Origin of the sequence: Pseudomonas sp. NPDC096917 (assembly GCF_044762555.1) — a bacterium.
In the GTDB taxonomy this organism is placed as follows: domain Bacteria; phylum Pseudomonadota; class Gammaproteobacteria; order Pseudomonadales; family Pseudomonadaceae; genus Aquipseudomonas.
Map to the genome: position 1 here is coordinate 131,396 of NZ_JBIWEO010000005.1, position 16,268 is coordinate 147,663.

Consider the following 16,268-nt stretch of genomic DNA (forward strand, 5'->3'; position numbering starts at 1 on the left):
AATAATAGGGTCTTACATTTTGGGTATTTCTATTCAAGCAACAATGGTTAACGAAACAACGTTAAACAATTTATATACCAACCCACCATCAAAACTTATCTCTGCGCCCACCTCCAGCCTGCCATTGATAGTAATATTTTGAATATATTCTTTATCTATATCTATAATAAGATACCCGGCTGTAAATTCTGCGTTGCTAACCTGTTGACCCTGGTCGGCACTTCCACGAAAATAGGTTTTAATACCTTTCACCCTTGCATAGAGTTTCACCCACATCCCTTCTTGAAAATACATAAATTGTCGTTGCGTAAACTGAGCGCCCCCTGCGGTTATTACAGCTTGTTTGCTTAAATTTCCTGACGTCGCAGGTCGTGTACAAATGGGAGCCGCCACCTCATCCGAGTTGAGGTCTAGCACCGTTAACGTGTAATGAGGCGACACAAGAGGAAGGCTCGTGCCTGCGGGTGTAACATGATAATAAACTTTTATCTGTTTCCCGATGTTCGGCGCTACTGCTGGCATGGGCACCACAAAAGTTCTCTGATCGCCGGGATTATTTTCCCCTAAGAAATAACCCGGTTCACCTGGCTCATTGAGGCGCACATGCATACTATCAGTCGGAAACAACTCAACATCATCCGGCACTTTGATCTCAATACCATTAACAGCAATGTTTGCGGCCATCTCGCCTTCACCAACTTCCCCCGCGGTGGCGCGTGGAACATGAGGACGCTCTGTTAACTTACGCTCTTTGCTGATAGTGACCTGCAATGGCTGACTTGAGCTTGCGGCCCCCCAACGAGAAAACTGGTAAGACAAAACCACGTCATAACCGATGTTATTAACCAACCACTGGTGTTCCAACACCGCGTAAAAACTACCTCGACCCACAATACTGGCATCTACGGGTATTACAATATTTGCACTGCCCTCCCGTGGAGCCCTACCATAGATAACAATGTGATCACCTGCTTGTATCGAACTGTAATTAGGAATCGAGAGTTTAACGCCCTCTGTATACTGGCTGGGGTCTAAATATCCAACCACACCGGGAATTTCAATAGCCGGCAATAACGGTTCCGTGGTTGCTTTAATGTTGTACGTCTGTACCAGAGACGACGTCACCGGCTTTGTATTATCAGCATACGTGATGAAATAACTGGTTTCGGCTTTACCGTCTTTAATGAAGCTTAATTCCGCTTTCAGAATGTCGAACTCAAGCGCCTGCCCCACCTGCTCTTTTTCTAATTCGAGGGGCATTGATTTAACGGGCCTAGCGGTACCGGTGGAGGAATAGCCTTGCCACACAAACGTGACCACATCGCCTACCGTCATATTTTCGTAGGGTAATACCACCGCCGTGAAATAGGTATCAGCGATGGATGCAGCATCGATGTGTAAGTTGTGAGCCCCGCGCACTTGCGCGACTGGCAATAGTGCAATCGGCTGAGGGCGCTTGCCGACATAAAAAAAGCGACGGTCTGACTCTTTAGTAAGCGCCCCATTGATCTCAAGTGTATAGGAATAAAACACCCAACCCTGATCAAGGCTTTTGAGCAGTGAATTATCAAATGTCACCGGCATACCTTGATCTTTAAGCTCATCCTTGTCGAGCGGCACCATCGAATTGCAGTCATCGAACACCGCGCCTGAGGCCCCGCAACCCCGCCAATTCGGGTATATGGAAACCTCATCCTTATCGGGGTCGATACCACCTATTGGTACGTATGTCGTAAGCTCCAAGTCACCCAACACCTCGAGATCAAGGACAGCATCAGGGCTTAAATTTTCGACGATCGGCATGGGACGTGGGTCATGCATGGGCTGATTTCCTGAAAGTAAATAATTGAACGAGGCTCTTGGCACAGCCTGGATACCTCTTTTTACACCCTAAAAATTTAGGTGGGTACTAGCAGAACTACTAGGTACTGACACCTGCGATTGTTGGTAACCTCGCACTTAGAATATGCAAATAACAACGTCTCTACCGTGATCAGGGTATTGCCTGTACCCCCCCACAGAAAAAACAACTTATTCGAATCAAGAGGTAACTATCATGGCGAGCAACCTACACTCAAATGCCTTTAACTTTCTCAGCTTTATGAATCATCAGGTGGATCCACGCACCGGACAATACACGGCATCGGTAAAATTTCCGGATATTAACGCTAATAATTTATGCGGCCCGGCCATTCCTCTCACGTTAAACTTTAACCCCTTAAATACCCTCAACCACGGTTTCGGTGTTGGGTGGTCCTGGCAACTGTCACAGTACAACCCCGCAACGGAGATATTGACATTAAGCACGGGAGAATCATTGAGAGTCAGCAATTGGGATAACGCCAAAGCAGAATTTAAAGAGCAAAAACTGCGAACTTTTAATTTCTACTCTGAAGGGGGGGGGGGGGGGCTTATCGCATTGAGCATAAAAGCGGACTTTCTGAACGACTAAGCCTCTATGGCTCGTTGTATTTACCTGAACATTTGTATTCTACGCAGGGCCATAAATTAACATTTTATTACGAACCCATTGCTGACGCGTCCCTGATCATTTACTCACTCAACCGTGTAACGGATGCACAAGGTGCAGAACTTTTATCGATTGTCGGTTTGGGCAGTTCTGAGCTAACGATCTCGCTATATTCAGGTTTTAGTCACGATGGTAGTGCACTATCTACTTTTGAGTGGCGCTCTATTCCAGGCAGCTTTGAAACAAGGGTCACACTGCCAACAGAGGACCATGCCTACTGGCATTTCACCTTCGCCAACCATCGTAGTTTACGCTGTATCACAGAAGTTCTAACGCCTAACGGTACTCATGAACTTATTAAGTATGAGGATGCAGGCCATGCACATCCGGCGGGGGATGAGTTCCGTATCCCCAGAGTCACTCATCACACGATTAAGCCGGGCGCAGGACAAGACGATATTAATTATAAATTCACCTACGTCTTACCTTTGCAAAACAACGAGCATAATTTTTTGGGGTATCAGGCACCGGGATTAGTTTGGGGGAACTCCGGCACCGGGTATGACAATATTTATCAAGTTGTCGTTGACTATAAATACGGCTCTATTCAATCGCTTATGGAGGGTGACGCTACCGTGAATTCGGTCGTGCGAACCTATAACCGCTTTCACTTGCTCACCCGTGAAGAGACACAACAAAATGGACATATACAAGCCGTTGATACCACTTACCACTTGTCGAATAATGAGCATGCTTTGTTTTCGGAGCAACCGGCCTTTTTCCAACTCCCTCATATTGTTAAGAAGTCTTGGTATTTAACATCTAACCCTAATAAAATTCGCACCGAAACCATCACGACTCAGTTCGATACTCACGGTAACGAAATTTCCAAGGTTTTTGCAGACGGCACGACTTTCATCAGCACGTATTACTCTCCCACAGGGGAGGGGACTCCCGCAGATGATTTTTACTGTCCGCCTGACCCGGAGCTTTTTGTACGCTCACTTAAAACGAAAACAACGATCCCCGCCCCTTCATCGTTTGGGGATGCACCTACCTTACAATGCCGGTTCCGCTATAGTTCCTTGCCGTCTATTCAGGCAGGGTTTCCAGGTTTCAATATACTGACCACAGAACAACTCATACAGGTCACTGTTGAAAAATCAGCCAGCGGCCAATTAAAAGAAGTGCTTGTCCCTTTACAATCCATTGAGCGCATTTATTACAACACCCTAGATAACCTCGTCACGCATGGTCGTCTCAAACGCCAAACGCTTACATTGGAGGAATCTTCGAGCTTCATAGATTTTGACTATGAACTGCTGACCGCTAATGATGTGCCGTCCTTATTAGTCACACGCCAAACTTTCGGGAGTAGTTTGGATGCCCACTCACGCATGACCGAAGAGCACTCATCTCTTTTTACCGGCCAACCCCTGCTTAAAAAAGACCCCAACGGCGTGGTGATCCTTTACGCCTACGACACGTTGGGCCGGCTTATATCTGAGACCACCTCCCCTGATACAAACGCTTGTGCAACTCGAACCTATGAATACCATCTGGCCGTGGCGCAGGGATTGATAACAGAGATCATTACCACGGACGCCATGGGGCTAAAGTCGCGCAGGAAGTTTGATGGCCTTGACCGCATGATCTCGCTTGAACTCATGGACACTGAAAATACAACGCACCCGGATTATCGGATAACGTATGAAGCGCGATATAACAATCATGGTAATTTGGCACAAGAGACCCACTTCGATTGGCTAGACAACACGGACTCATTAGCCCTCACCAGCCATTTTTATTACGACCATTGGAATCAACTTGAAGCCACAAAAAACCCAGACAATATACTCTACTATGAAGTCCACGACCCCATCGGTTTGAAAAACTCAGAAGACCAATTTGAACCCACCTTGACTCGCTGGCGCCAATCGCCAGAATTCTCGGCGGTACAATATGGGTTAAATGTAACTCGCCTTTCATTGACAGGCAAACCCCTTAAAGTTGAAAAGCGCGACGCAGACAATACAGTCCTCAGCTATCATGAATTTTTTTATGATGGCGCCGGCAATTGCATTAAAGAAGTGGATGAATATGGCAAGGCCAGCCACTATGCTTATGACGTTTGGTCAAGATTAATCAGCAATACACTGCCGGATCGAACTCGTGTGCTTCAGACCTACATGCCCCACACCAGTGAGGCATTACCAACCCGGATTGAAGTCATACATGACGCTAATATAAGGACGACCCGTGGAGAACAAACCTTTGATGGCCTTGGACGCACAACGTCCTCTACGGTAGGTACTCGCGTGCAGACCCTCTGTTATAACGAGGGCCAAACACAAGTGTCTAAACGTGAAACACTTAAAAAACAACCCATTAGCTATGACTACGACTTTAATTTAACAAGGTCGCCCATGAAAACGATCGCCCACGAGCAGACGGCCTCTTTTGAGTACGACCTGAGCAGTGCTCTTTTAACCCGGGTGACGACAACCGAAGGCGTTCGCAACTACGTCTATAATCGAGCACAACAACTGCTCGAAGATACCTGGACAGATGCTAACGGTACGAAACTAGCGACTTATTACACCAGCACGTTGCAGGGTCGACAACTTAGCCGAACAACGGTCATCGATAATGTCAGCACCCTCACCACTTACGACTACTACGCCGATGGACGCCTGCTTCGAATGTCGCAGGGGGTGCTCAAGGCTGAATATGTTTACGACGCACTTGGGCGCTTGAGTTACACCACCACTGAGGATACACAGGCTGATAATGTACTGGTCACGACCCTCGAATACGATCAACATGATCTAGAAACCAAACGCACGTTAACGCTCAATAATCAGCCACCACGGGTTATCACGCAAACCTGGGGCATCGGTGGACTACTCGAAACACGTCATCTGGAACATGGCGGCCGCAGCCTGCTCGCTGAACGCTTTAATTATGATGTTCGTGGGCGTTTAATTGAGCACCTGTGCGAAGGCGAAACATTGCCCAAGGACGATTATGGTCAAGGTATTCGTTCGCAGGTCTTCTTGTTTGATGGGCTTGACAACATCACTGAACGACTCACTACTTTCGACGACGACACAACAGACCACGCGATCTTCAGCTATCAAACCCATGACCCCTGTCAGCTTCTGAGCGTCAGCCATGACCATCCGCTCTACGTAGCTGCTGGCAGAGGGTTGTGTGTGTTTACCTATGATGAGGACGGCCACCAACAGAATGACGAATACGGTAATCGCTTGTGCTACGACAGCCAAGGACGCTTGCTGAACGCTAATAACGACAGCACCCTTATTTCCAGTTATCGATACGATGGGCACAACCACCTGATCGCCTCAACACACAAGGGGCAAAGCGAACGCTTGCGAATGTATGAAGCCTATGAGCTGGTAGGGACTTTGCAAGATGAAATACACACCCAATTTTTCCGCGATGCCGATCAGGCCCTCGGCCAGCAGTCAGACGATCCGGAGCAGGTCTTGCTGTATATGTGCGATGCCAACAAAACCGTGATTGCACAAAGCCAAGACCAGGTTGTGAAATCTGCGGTCTACAACGCTTACGGCGATAGTGGCGACTGGTCATTAAGCGGCTTGCTGGCTTTCAACGGCGAGGTGCGTGAGCAGGATACGGGGTGGTACCTGCTGGGAAAAGGCTACCGCGCCTATAACCCTTCACTGATGCGCTTTCATAGCCCGGACTCGTTAAGTCCATTTAGTGCTGGTGGCATTAACCCTTATGTTTATTGCTTGGGAAACCCTATTAAGTTCCGTGATCCTACAGGGCATTTTTCCTACTATGATTCCAATCAATCAAACCCTGCTTTTATAAAGGCGAGGCCTCTTCAGGGTTTCAACTTGACAGATGGGCTGGTCCTTGCGGCCATGATTGGGATTGGCGTATTAATTACTGTCCTTACTGGCGGTACTGCAACCGCCATTTACGTGGGGATAGCAGTGGATGTTGTTGCTACCGGGTTCGGGGTGTGGGGCGCCCATACCAGGGGTGCACTTAGCGAAGGTTTGGGCATGCTGGATACTATTATTGGTTTCTCCCCAGTGCCCCACTCGGCGGGTAAGTCTGCGGTTAAGGAAGCTGTAAGCCCGTTAGCTATAGGCAGGGCAAGCATGTCTAGCAGAGCAAGCATGTCTAGCATGTCTAGCACGTCTAGTTGGGCAAGCATGTCAAGCACAACAAGCACGGAAAGCTCGTTTAGTGCTGTTGAGCGCTCGGTTGTACATGGATACAGGAACGACGCCCTGGGCATGGGCATGGGAGGGGGCAATCCTGTATTCGGAAGGTTTACCATAAACAGACCCAAACTTATTATGCCATCAGGTTCCGCTGCTGCCTCTAATCCCACCCAGCAAGTTCTACCTGATATCACGCCCCCAGTAAGTACTTCTCATCAAACAAGCATTCCCTCCGCTCCGATGAGTCGATCACCTTCACCTTCACCTTCCGTATCCGAAGTACCAAAATGGCCGGAAGTAAACATACCCGAAACGATTCGCAATACAGCGGGCGCTACCCAAAAGACTAATTTTGCTTGGTAAAACTCAGCGCTGCCCAATGCATTCGCAATGAATGCATTGGGTTTTAATCCCCGCCATCTGATTGTTACCCGCTTTTTCTACTCCTGAAATTGAGAGTTCTCTCATATCTGCGCAACATCCGACTCCCTAGCATTGCCCACCGCCGAGACACGCGCTTATAGCGCTATTCCATTAAGTCCCTAAACCGTCACGGCGTATCGAGATCAGGGACATCTTCTTTAATAGGCTCTTAAATATGCGTGCTTTACCCCTTCACCTTTCTATGGGCCTTGCCCTAAGTCTGTTTGGCACATCCGCGTTTGCAACCACCGGTACTATCAGTTTTGAAGGCAAGATCACCAGCAGTACTTGCCCAATTGAAGTGGTTAATCCCGGTGATGGCTCTATCGGGAACCTCGTGAGAATGATCGAAGTAGACGCCAGCCGTTTTACGGCCGTGGACCAGGACCGTGGTGGAAAAGCCTTCAGCCTCCGCCTAAAACCTGGCGCCGGCTGCTCGCTTGACCCCGACACCAATACAGCCACCGTCACCTTCAGTGGCGTGGCCGATGGCGATCATTACGCAATACGCAACGCAGACGAAGACGCTGCAGAAGGTGTGGCGATCGTCATCAAGGACAAGACGAACACTCCCGTTAAAAATGGCGAAGCGTCTGCTGAATACAATCTGAGCTCAACCGACCCGACGGACATGCAATTTACTGCGTTCTATCGCTCAACAGCTGCCGTCGTTAAAGCCGGCCCCGCTTCAGCCGACATCGCCTTCGTGGTGAATATCAACTAACAACTTTTAAGCGCACAGTCTCCCTTTCAAGGGGGCAGAACTGACTAAAAAGCAATAGACCAGGGCGCCTCAGTGCCCTGGTCCAAGGTACTCCCTCATGTTTGTTTCGACCCTAACCCGGCGCAGGCTCAGTTATAGCGTGGCGGCGTTTGTACTTTCATTCCAATCGTTCACAAGCCAAGCAGCCTTGAGTGTCAGCGGCACACGAGTGGTAGTGGAAAGCGATAAACGCAGCGTTTCTATCATCGTGCGCAACCCCAGTGAAAAAACCTACGCAGCACAAGCCTGGGTCAATACCGAGGCTGACGACACCACCACAGCGGTGCCCTTGATTGCATCCCCCCCCCTGTTTCGGCTTGACCCTGGCAAAGATCAACAGGTTCAGATCAACGCCCTGCCTAACACGCTGCCATCGGATCGTGAATCGCTGTTTTATTTCAATGTCCAGGAAATACCTCAGGTAGAACATACGTCTGGCAATGCGCTGAATATCGCAATACGCACTCGTATTAAGCTGTTTTATCGGCCACACACGCTAGAAGGCAGCTCAGTAGCCAAGCTCAAGGATTTGCAATGGTTTATGCGAGAAGTGGACGGAACTACACAACTAATAGTGCGTAACCCCACGCCCTTTCACGTTTCATTCGTTCGCCTTGAGGTGCTTGCCAACGGGAAAAACCACCTCGTGAAAAACCCAGAAATGGCAGCGCCTCTGAGCGAGCGGGCATTTGAACTTGAAGGATTGAAATACCAAGAAGGCATGCAAGTGGTGTTCGCTGCCATCAACGACTACGGCGCTTACACCCAGCCCTTGACCCTTCCCATTCAGGCTGCACGTTAAAGGGCATGCCCCTTGGTGCTCCATCCTAAGGAACATGCTCATGACTTGCACTCTTGAACGAGCGCTCCCTCAGGGCGTGCGCGCCGTTCCACTGTTGACTGCCACCATCGCGATCATCACGATGTTTGAACTTCGGCCCGTAAGAGCACAATCCCTCGAATTTCAATCAGGGTTTATGCGCCAGGACAACACGTACGGTAATGACGCCAGTGCCATGATCCTCAAGTCACTCGCACGAAACAACACGCTCCCACCCGATCGCTATTCGGTCTCGATATATATCAATCAGCACTATTTTGCCCAACGAGAAGTGACCTTCGCGTTAGGCGGCGACAGCCAACAACTGACGCCATGCCTAAGCGCAAATGACTTACAAGAGATGGGCGTCAGGATGCAGACTTTCACGGCAGAGAACGCTAATGAACAGTGCATTGATTTGCCGAGTCTGGTCCCTGGCGCCACCAGTGAAATGGAACCCAGCTCAATGCGCCTGGACATTTCGATCCCTCAAATAGCCATGCGCCGAGACGTTATCGGTTACGTCTCTTCCGATCTGTGGCAAACGGGTATTAATGCAGCGTTCATCAACTATCAACTTTCGGCCCAACAAGGCACTGGGCGTTATATGGGTACACGTACCAATCAGGACATCAATGTGACCAGCGGTTTGAACGTGGGATCGTGGCGTTTTCGCAGCAACCAGTCGTTGCGCACAAACGAAGAGGGGCAACGAGAGTGGGCAAGAGCCTTTACCTACCTGCAGCGAGATCTACCCAATACACACGCCAGTTTGACCCTGGGGGAAACCTTCACGGCGGGCGATGTATTTCGCAGCATGCCCATCAAAGGATTGACCATCAACTCGGACATGGGGATGTTACCTGACGTATTGCAGGGGTACGCACCGATCATTCGAGGTGTGGCCCAGACCCGAGCCAAATTGGAGGTGCTTCAAAACGGTTATCCCATTTATTCGACTTACGTCAGCCCTGGCCCCTATGCGATTGAAGACCTGAGTACAGCCGGAGGTAGCGGAGAACTCGAAATCGTCCTGACCGAAGAAGACGGGCAGGTCTATCGATATACCCAACCTTATGCCAGCATCGGCAATTTATTACGGCAGGGAGTATGGCGATACAGCGCCACTGTGGCGCGATACAACGCCGCTTACGATCTGGAGGATCCACTGTTATGGCAGGGTACCTTAGCGCTTGGCACTCTATGGAACTCAACGTTATACGGCGGCTTACTGGGCAGTGAGCACTACCAGGCAGGCACATTAGGCGTGGCCAGAGATTTTGGGGCCGGTGGCGCTTTTTCGTTCGATGTGACTCACTCCAATGCCGATATCGACTCTGGCGACATACACAGTGTGCAAGGCATGAGTTACGCCATCAAATATGGCAAATCGTTTGCGTCACGGACCAACTTGCGGTTTGCCGGTTATCGCTATTCGACCCAAGGCTATCGAGACTTTGAAGAAGCCCTGCGCCAACGCAACCAGGACACTACTTTCTATGGCAGCCGGCGTAGTCGACTGGAAGCGTCCGTCTCACAAAGTCTGGGAAAACAAAGCTCCATGAGCTTGACTGTTTCGCATCAGGACTATTGGTACAGCAACTACACACAGCGTCAGTTTCAACTTCAATTCAATACCCAGTACAAAGGGGTCAGTTATAACGTGTTCGCCTCTCAAGCGCTAAGCGACCAGCGCAACAACATGGACACAAACCGCATCGTGGGTTTAAGTATTTCCATGCCCCTGGACTTCGGACACTCCACCTCGGCGACCTTTGACGTTCAGAAATTCGGCGAACGTTTAAGCCAGCGAGCCAGTGTAGGCGGTAGCACTGATGAGAATCGGTTAAGTTATCGGGCTTCTGTAAGCCACGATAACGTTCAACAAACTGCTTCTACGTTGACACTGGGCTATCAGGCGCCATTCGCCAGCGTGGGTGCAGGGCTAACCATGGGCCGTGATTACCGTAATGTGAGCATGAACGCTAACGGCGCCGTGCTTTTGCATGCAGACGGTATGGAACTTGGCCCTTACCTGGGTGAAACCATCGGACTGGTAGAAGTTCCGGGTATTTCTGGTGCCGGCGTGGTCAACGCAACCGGTGTGCGCACCAACTCGCGAGGTTTTGCCATCGTCCCCTATTTGCAGCCTTATCGCGTGAACGATCTACAACTGCAAACAGATAATCTGGGGCCTGAAGTTGAAATTGAAAACGGGGCAACCCAGTTAATCCCCCGCAGAGGAGCAGTGGTAAAAGCGACATTTGCCGCCCGTAAGGTCAAGCGCATGATCATTACCAGCCATTCCGCCAATGGCACGCCCCTGCCCTTTGGCGCACGTGTAAGTGATTCAGCCGGAAACGAACTTGGCATGGTCGGCCAGGCTGGCCAGGTTATGCTCAGCAGCGACGCCGACACAAAAAACCTGGAAGTCAGTTGGGGCGATGAAACACATCAGCGCTGCCTGTTAAACATTGACCCTTCAACAATGAAACAGACAGATGGCTATTACCTGCAAACCTTGCAGTGCCAATGACATCAAATGCCAAAGCACCGGTTTATTTGAAAGTAACGCTGACCGGATCGGAGCACACATGAAACGTTTAATTATCGGGCTGATCAGTCTTGGACTAATCAGCTATTGGCAAACCGGCTTGGCAAATACCTGCTTTTGGGAGCCCGGCAGGCCCCCCGGCCCTCAGCTATACCGACAAGACATGGGCAGTGTTTATATTCCTCGAGACGCAGGGATCGGCAGCATTATTGGGGAATTTAAAAAGTATGGGACCGCCTCTGATGAAAACAATGCCCAATTAAGATGCACGAATGATGGCAGTGTTACCCTGGACTTCAGTATTAATGCGGTAAGAGCCATCTCGCCTGTTTTGCTGCCGCCAGTCAACGGAGAGGATGTCAATGGCAAGGTCATTGAAACCAATATCAGCGGCGTAGGGGCTTATATACAGCTGGGCTTTCCTTTTTCAGGAGGTGCAACTAACGCATTTACACCGATGGGCCCGCCTGTCATACCTTTTACAGCCATTCACAACCAACGAATGTCAGTCGTGTTCAACCTGACCAGACTGATTACCCGTGTCACATTGATCAAGACTGGCGACATTACACCAGGCCCGCAACCTTTGGATGGTGGAACCTTGGCAACGTCGAGCCTGACCGGGGTCGGAAAAGGGTTTGATTTTGGTATAAGCGGCACTGTCATACAAGCGCAATGCAGTGTCTCCGCTACCGCGGTAAGTGCAGATCCAGTCGACCTTAAAGAATGGGACATCGCTGATTTTAAAGGGCCTGATACCGGCACAACCCCAGTGCCTTTTTCCATTACCCTGGAAAATTGTATTGCGGACCCGGAGAACAACAATATCGCCACCGCTCATATACGCCTCGATGGCGCTAAAGATTCAGTTCCCATCGACTCGGCAAAAGGCCTATTTAGCCTCAGCGCTGATTCCGACGCGCGGGGTGTCGGCATACAAGTGCTGACACGTGATGGAATAACACCTTTTGAACTCGAAAAAGAAATCCCCGTTGTGGCGATCAGCCCAGGCAATGTAGTACTGGACTTTAAAGCGCGACTGTATCAAACAGAGCCCACCTCAGAGGTAAAGCCTGGTATAGCCAAAGGCGCACTGGCCTTTACCATTACCTACAAATAAAAGACGGCCCCAAGAGGGGCCGTTCAAAACCATCATTAGGTTAAGATCTGAAGTTTTGACCTCGGACTGCCCTCTTCCGTCATCCAGGTTTCTTTACCATCAAAACTAAAACTGGTAATAACTGTAAGCTCGCTGGGTATTTTAAATGGGCTCAAGTCTGCCTTGACAATCAAGTCAGTTATAGATCCTTCATCGATCCACTTCTGAGTGACTTCAAAATCGTTTAATATCGGCAACGTAATATCCGCAACTCCTGGAGCGGCCGGAACACCTCTCCCATAAATCTTCACCCACTGCCCAGGCTGAATCAAAAACCAACGCATCAACAGTGTTACCTTCAGGCCGGCAGCCGGAAAGTTTGACATACTTACTTGCGGGAATTCACAGTAGCCATACTGCATCGATTCACGCGGTATCATGGTCATATTGACAGTCAATACACCTGAAGTGATGACATCACCTACAACCGGCTTGACCTGGTAGGTAACAACGATCGATTTGCCCATATGCTGAGGCATATAGTCTGACGTGACGCTTAACTTTCTGTCTTCGGGCATACTTGAAAATTCGCCCAGGAAATACCCGGCCTTACCTTCCACACCCCATGACACCCTTATCTTTTCTCCTTCATATAAAACCACTGAGGCAGGTATGTCGACAGTAATGCCCTCATCGGCGTTAAAAGGGTCCAACGAGCTTGTAGAGCCATTGCCACTGGCCTGAAGCACTGTTGGATGGGGAAAGTCGCGGGGAATGGGTGAGGCCTGCACAAACAGCTCAATAGGGTCCGACGCCAGGCTCGGGTTACCGGCACGGTCCTGGATTTGATAATAGGCAAAGCGTTTGCCATCGCTGCTGTCGCGGATCATGTCTCCGGTAAACGTTAACTGCGGCAACGCTCCATTAATATGATCTATCTCCAACGTAAGTGTACCCACCTCCTCAACATCGGAATCAGATGAACCCCAATACCAGGTAATAACATCCCCCACCTTTTTATCGGTGTAGGCCGGCAGGGTGGCTAACACTTGATCGTTGTTGAGCGGATTTTCCAGATAGGCCGCTGTGATGCTGTAGGGGGGGCTTACTTCAGGGGGAAAAATCAAGGTGCTGTTTGTGGCTAGAAGGGGCTCAGTTTTATCAATGGTGATGGTATATAAATCGGATGTGTCCGATACATTTTCAAAATTAGTCATGACAAAACCGAGCTTATGCTCGCCTTCCGGTAATTTATTCGCGCCAATCTCAATATAATAATCGCTCTCATCCATGGGCAACTCCCACTCTCTTGTTTCGATTATATTTTTTTTATCATCCAAAAAAACCTCAACGCGCTCGCGTCCTGAAACACTCGGCGGAGTGTCATACCAAGGTTTAAACTCGACCCTCAGCGGCTTATTTACATCACTCCAGGCAGAACGGTGCAACAAATTAATTTCACCATACTTTATATCGGTGAGAGGTGCGGGATTTGTCCAGGGCGCTGTCATATTGCGTGATAATAGACTTAATTTTTCAGAATGCATTTTATATCTCCGTAACGAAAACTCACCCACTACGGGCATAGAGGGCCCCGGATAACACCCTGTGCCTACAACAAAAATGCCGGAGTGAACTCCGGCATTTCTACCCTTACATCAAGGACTACCAGAGGTAGCGCAAGCCCACATTGGCGCCCCAGGGCTGTTCAATTTTGTCGCCATTGCTGTAATCGAAATCGGCGTGCAGCGAGACTTTGTCGGTCAGCGTCATGGCCACACCGGCACCCAACTCCCCACGGGAGCCAGACAGGTCGTTATTAAAGGTGTAATCGTTAACTTCAACTTTGTTGTTGTTGGCAAACTCATGCACATACGCAGCGCGCACATAGGGTTGCAGTGTTTTGCCCGCACCGAGGTTGAAGTTTTTCCCCGCTGTGGCACCGGCTTTGGCCAGTAACGAATGCGTGCGGCTGCCTTCAGCGGCCAAGCCATTGTTCAGGTCGTAGTCTTTACCTTGAATCACCACACCCGACACTTGCGCATAGGGTTCAACGAAGTAATCATCGGCCAACTTGATATGACGGCCGAACTCCAGAGAAGCACCAGTGCCATAGTTGTTGTATTTGCCTTTGGTTTTATCACCCCCCGTCAGCTCTACATCGGATGAGTTCTGGAAGCGGTTGAACTTGAGCACGCCGTCAAAGTAATAACCGCTCTGCTCGTCCAGCCAAGTGGTGTAGGCACCCATGTAGTAACTGTTGACAGTGCCACTGGTACCCCGGCTCAAGTCCAGATCAGACTTGCTGTAACCACCCAACACGCCCACTATCCACTGACCGTCGCCCACCGGCAAAGGCGCATCCGCACCAAACGACAGGCCTTGTTGCACTTGCTGATAAGCCACACCAGAACTGGCACTCACATCAAACTTGTTGCCGTAGGCGCGCATCCAGCCACCCGCTTTGTCCGCGTTCGTGCGCAGCTCACCCATGCGGCTACGCAACGTGCTCAGTTCGCCGTACCACACGGTAGGCGCGGTGTTGAACAAGGCCAGTACCGACCGTGTGCCAGGGCTGATCACCTTGCTGCTGGTGTCCAAAAACCAGTCTTGCTGATTACCAGCATGCTGGGTCAAATCGTAATCGAAAGCCCCGAGGCTGACGCCACCGCCCACCAAAGCAAAAGAGGCATCGCCTGAAGCAATATGCACCACTGGCGTCGAGCCCGCAGCCACAGGTTCTGTGCCCATACTGTCAAGCTTGATCGAATGGTTGCCGGTCGCGGTGCCGGTCACTGTTAAGGTATTGACCAAGCCTTGGGTGAAGTCGTTGTACATGTAGAACGTGCCACCGGCGCCGGACAGATTTTCTACCTTCAAGGTGTAGAACTCCCCCGGCTTACCGAACTGCACACCGCCGTCATTAAGCGAGAGATTCTGAACACTCTCGTTACCCACTATCACCCAGCGGGCATTGCTGTTGACACCCAAGTTCTGCACGTTTTCCAGATGCCCGGTCAGCGTCGCAGAGTCTTCGAGCAGCACATTAGCGGTACTCGTACCGTCCGCAATGATGTCGCCTACCAACTGGGTATTACTGCCCCCAACACGCAAGTTACCTTCGGCGCCCTTTCGAACGTCCATTAAATACCCGTCGGGGGCGACGGACAGTTGGGCACCATTGAGCACTGAAATATTGGCCGTGGTTGGCCCCAGCCCCAAGGTATCGACCACAATGGCTGAACCGCCGCTGCTATGAACCGTAGTACCGTTCAGGACCAGTGTGGCGTTTGAAGCAACAAGATCGCCACCGATCTTAATTGCGTCCCCATTGCCGGTGATGGAACCCCCTATGGCCGTGACCTTACCGGAAAAGAGCGACAAACCAAGAGAATCGCTTCCCGTACCCGCCACCGTCGTCCTCACGAGCGTCAAGTCACCGGTGCCATTGACCGTTGCACCGGTCGTACCACCGCTAATTATGCTGTCAGTCACCGTTGCAACCGAGCCCAGATCAGCGCCACCACGACTCAGCGCTAAACCTGTCCGATCACTGGCAATGTTACTGCCGGTAATATCTGCCCGGCCACCTAGAAGCCATACACCATTAGCACCCGTGGCCTGCACGGTACTGTTATTGAGGTTCAAGGTTGAATTATTCACCTTGATATCGCGGGTCACGGCCCCCTCGGTATTCAAGGTCGAGTCACCGTTCAACACGTAGTTATCAGCGGCAGTTGTACTGTCAATAGAAAGAATCTCACCCGGATTCAGAACCCTCGCATACCCCGCCTCAGCGACGAACATTAAGGGAGCAATAGACAGCAACCTCAGCGCACGAAACAAAGGATGCAACTTCAACACTTTGACAGACATATACGTTCCCTTTGGGACTGCTTACAGAAAAGCCGCGAAG

9 protein-coding genes are annotated in these 16,268 nt (G+C 50.3%); 6 read left to right on the forward strand and 3 right to left on the reverse strand.

The window, feature by feature from the left end:
• Positions 1-33 precede the first annotated feature (33 nt).
• Entirely contained in the window at positions 34-1,821 is a 1,788-nt protein-coding gene (locus ACIQYF_RS07805) for a hypothetical protein (protein WP_402859062.1), read from the reverse strand.
• A gap of 235 nt (positions 1,822-2,056) precedes the next feature.
• On the opposite strand from ACIQYF_RS07805, the gene ACIQYF_RS07810 reads away from it, so the two are divergent.
• The 6 genes from ACIQYF_RS07810 (at position 2,057) to ACIQYF_RS07835 (ending at position 12,373) form a co-directional block, all read left to right on the forward strand.
• Positions 2,057-2,452 (forward strand): hypothetical protein, encoded by a 396-nt coding sequence (locus ACIQYF_RS07810; RefSeq protein ID WP_402859065.1) that lies wholly within the window; start codon positions 2,057-2,059, stop codon positions 2,450-2,452.
• A gap of 14 nt (positions 2,453-2,466) precedes the next feature.
• Entirely contained in the window at positions 2,467-7,056 is a 4,590-nt protein-coding gene (locus tag ACIQYF_RS07815) for an RHS repeat-associated core domain-containing protein (RefSeq protein ID WP_402859068.1), read from the forward strand.
• Between the two features lie 235 nt (positions 7,057-7,291).
• A complete protein-coding gene (locus ACIQYF_RS07820; protein ID WP_402859071.1) occupies positions 7,292-7,840 on the forward strand; it encodes a fimbrial protein in 549 nt (182 codons plus the stop codon).
• A 97-nt stretch (positions 7,841-7,937) separates the two neighbouring features.
• The gene (locus tag ACIQYF_RS07825) at positions 7,938-8,681 is read left to right on the forward strand and encodes a molecular chaperone (protein WP_402859074.1); all 744 of its coding nucleotides are present in this window, start codon (positions 7,938-7,940) and stop codon (positions 8,679-8,681) included.
• Positions 8,682-8,721: 40 nt separating this feature from the next.
• Positions 8,722-11,235, forward strand: a complete 2,514-nt coding sequence (locus ACIQYF_RS07830) for a fimbria/pilus outer membrane usher protein (protein ID WP_402859077.1) — start codon at positions 8,722-8,724, stop codon at positions 11,233-11,235.
• Positions 11,236-11,293: 58 nt separating this feature from the next.
• Positions 11,294-12,373, forward strand: coding sequence for a fimbrial protein (locus tag ACIQYF_RS07835; RefSeq protein WP_402859080.1), 1,080 nt, complete (start codon positions 11,294-11,296; stop codon positions 12,371-12,373).
• Between the two features lie 35 nt (positions 12,374-12,408).
• Here ACIQYF_RS07835 and ACIQYF_RS07840 read toward each other — a convergent pair whose 3' ends face one another.
• On the reverse strand, positions 12,409-13,899 hold the full coding sequence (locus tag ACIQYF_RS07840) for a hypothetical protein (RefSeq protein ID WP_402859083.1): 1,491 nt from the start codon (positions 13,897-13,899) through the stop codon (positions 12,409-12,411).
• 118 nt (positions 13,900-14,017) lie between these two features.
• Positions 14,018-16,228, reverse strand: a complete 2,211-nt coding sequence (locus ACIQYF_RS07845; protein WP_402859087.1) for an autotransporter outer membrane beta-barrel domain-containing protein — start codon at positions 16,226-16,228, stop codon at positions 14,018-14,020.
• Positions 16,229-16,268: the final 40 nt, after the last annotated feature.

Bases quoted from the DNA above. Each gene is read 5' to 3' on its own strand.
- ACIQYF_RS07840 (WP_402859083.1), bottom strand. From the start codon at position 13,899: ATGCATTCTGAAAAATTAAGTCTATTATCACGCAATATGACAGCGCCC.
- ACIQYF_RS07810 (WP_402859065.1), top strand. From the start codon at position 2,057: ATGGCGAGCAACCTACACTCAAATGCCTTTAACTTTCTCAGCTTTATG.
- ACIQYF_RS07830 (WP_402859077.1), top strand. From the start codon at position 8,722: ATGACTTGCACTCTTGAACGAGCGCTCCCTCAGGGCGTGCGCGCCGTT.
- ACIQYF_RS07820 (WP_402859071.1), top strand. From the start codon at position 7,292: ATGCGTGCTTTACCCCTTCACCTTTCTATGGGCCTTGCCCTAAGTCTG.
- ACIQYF_RS07845 (WP_402859087.1), bottom strand. From the start codon at position 16,228: ATGTCTGTCAAAGTGTTGAAGTTGCATCCTTTGTTTCGTGCGCTGAGG.
- ACIQYF_RS07835 (WP_402859080.1), top strand. From the start codon at position 11,294: ATGAAACGTTTAATTATCGGGCTGATCAGTCTTGGACTAATCAGCTAT.
- ACIQYF_RS07805 (WP_402859062.1), bottom strand. From the start codon at position 1,821: ATGCATGACCCACGTCCCATGCCGATCGTCGAAAATTTAAGCCCTGAT.
- ACIQYF_RS07825 (WP_402859074.1), top strand. From the start codon at position 7,938: ATGTTTGTTTCGACCCTAACCCGGCGCAGGCTCAGTTATAGCGTGGCG.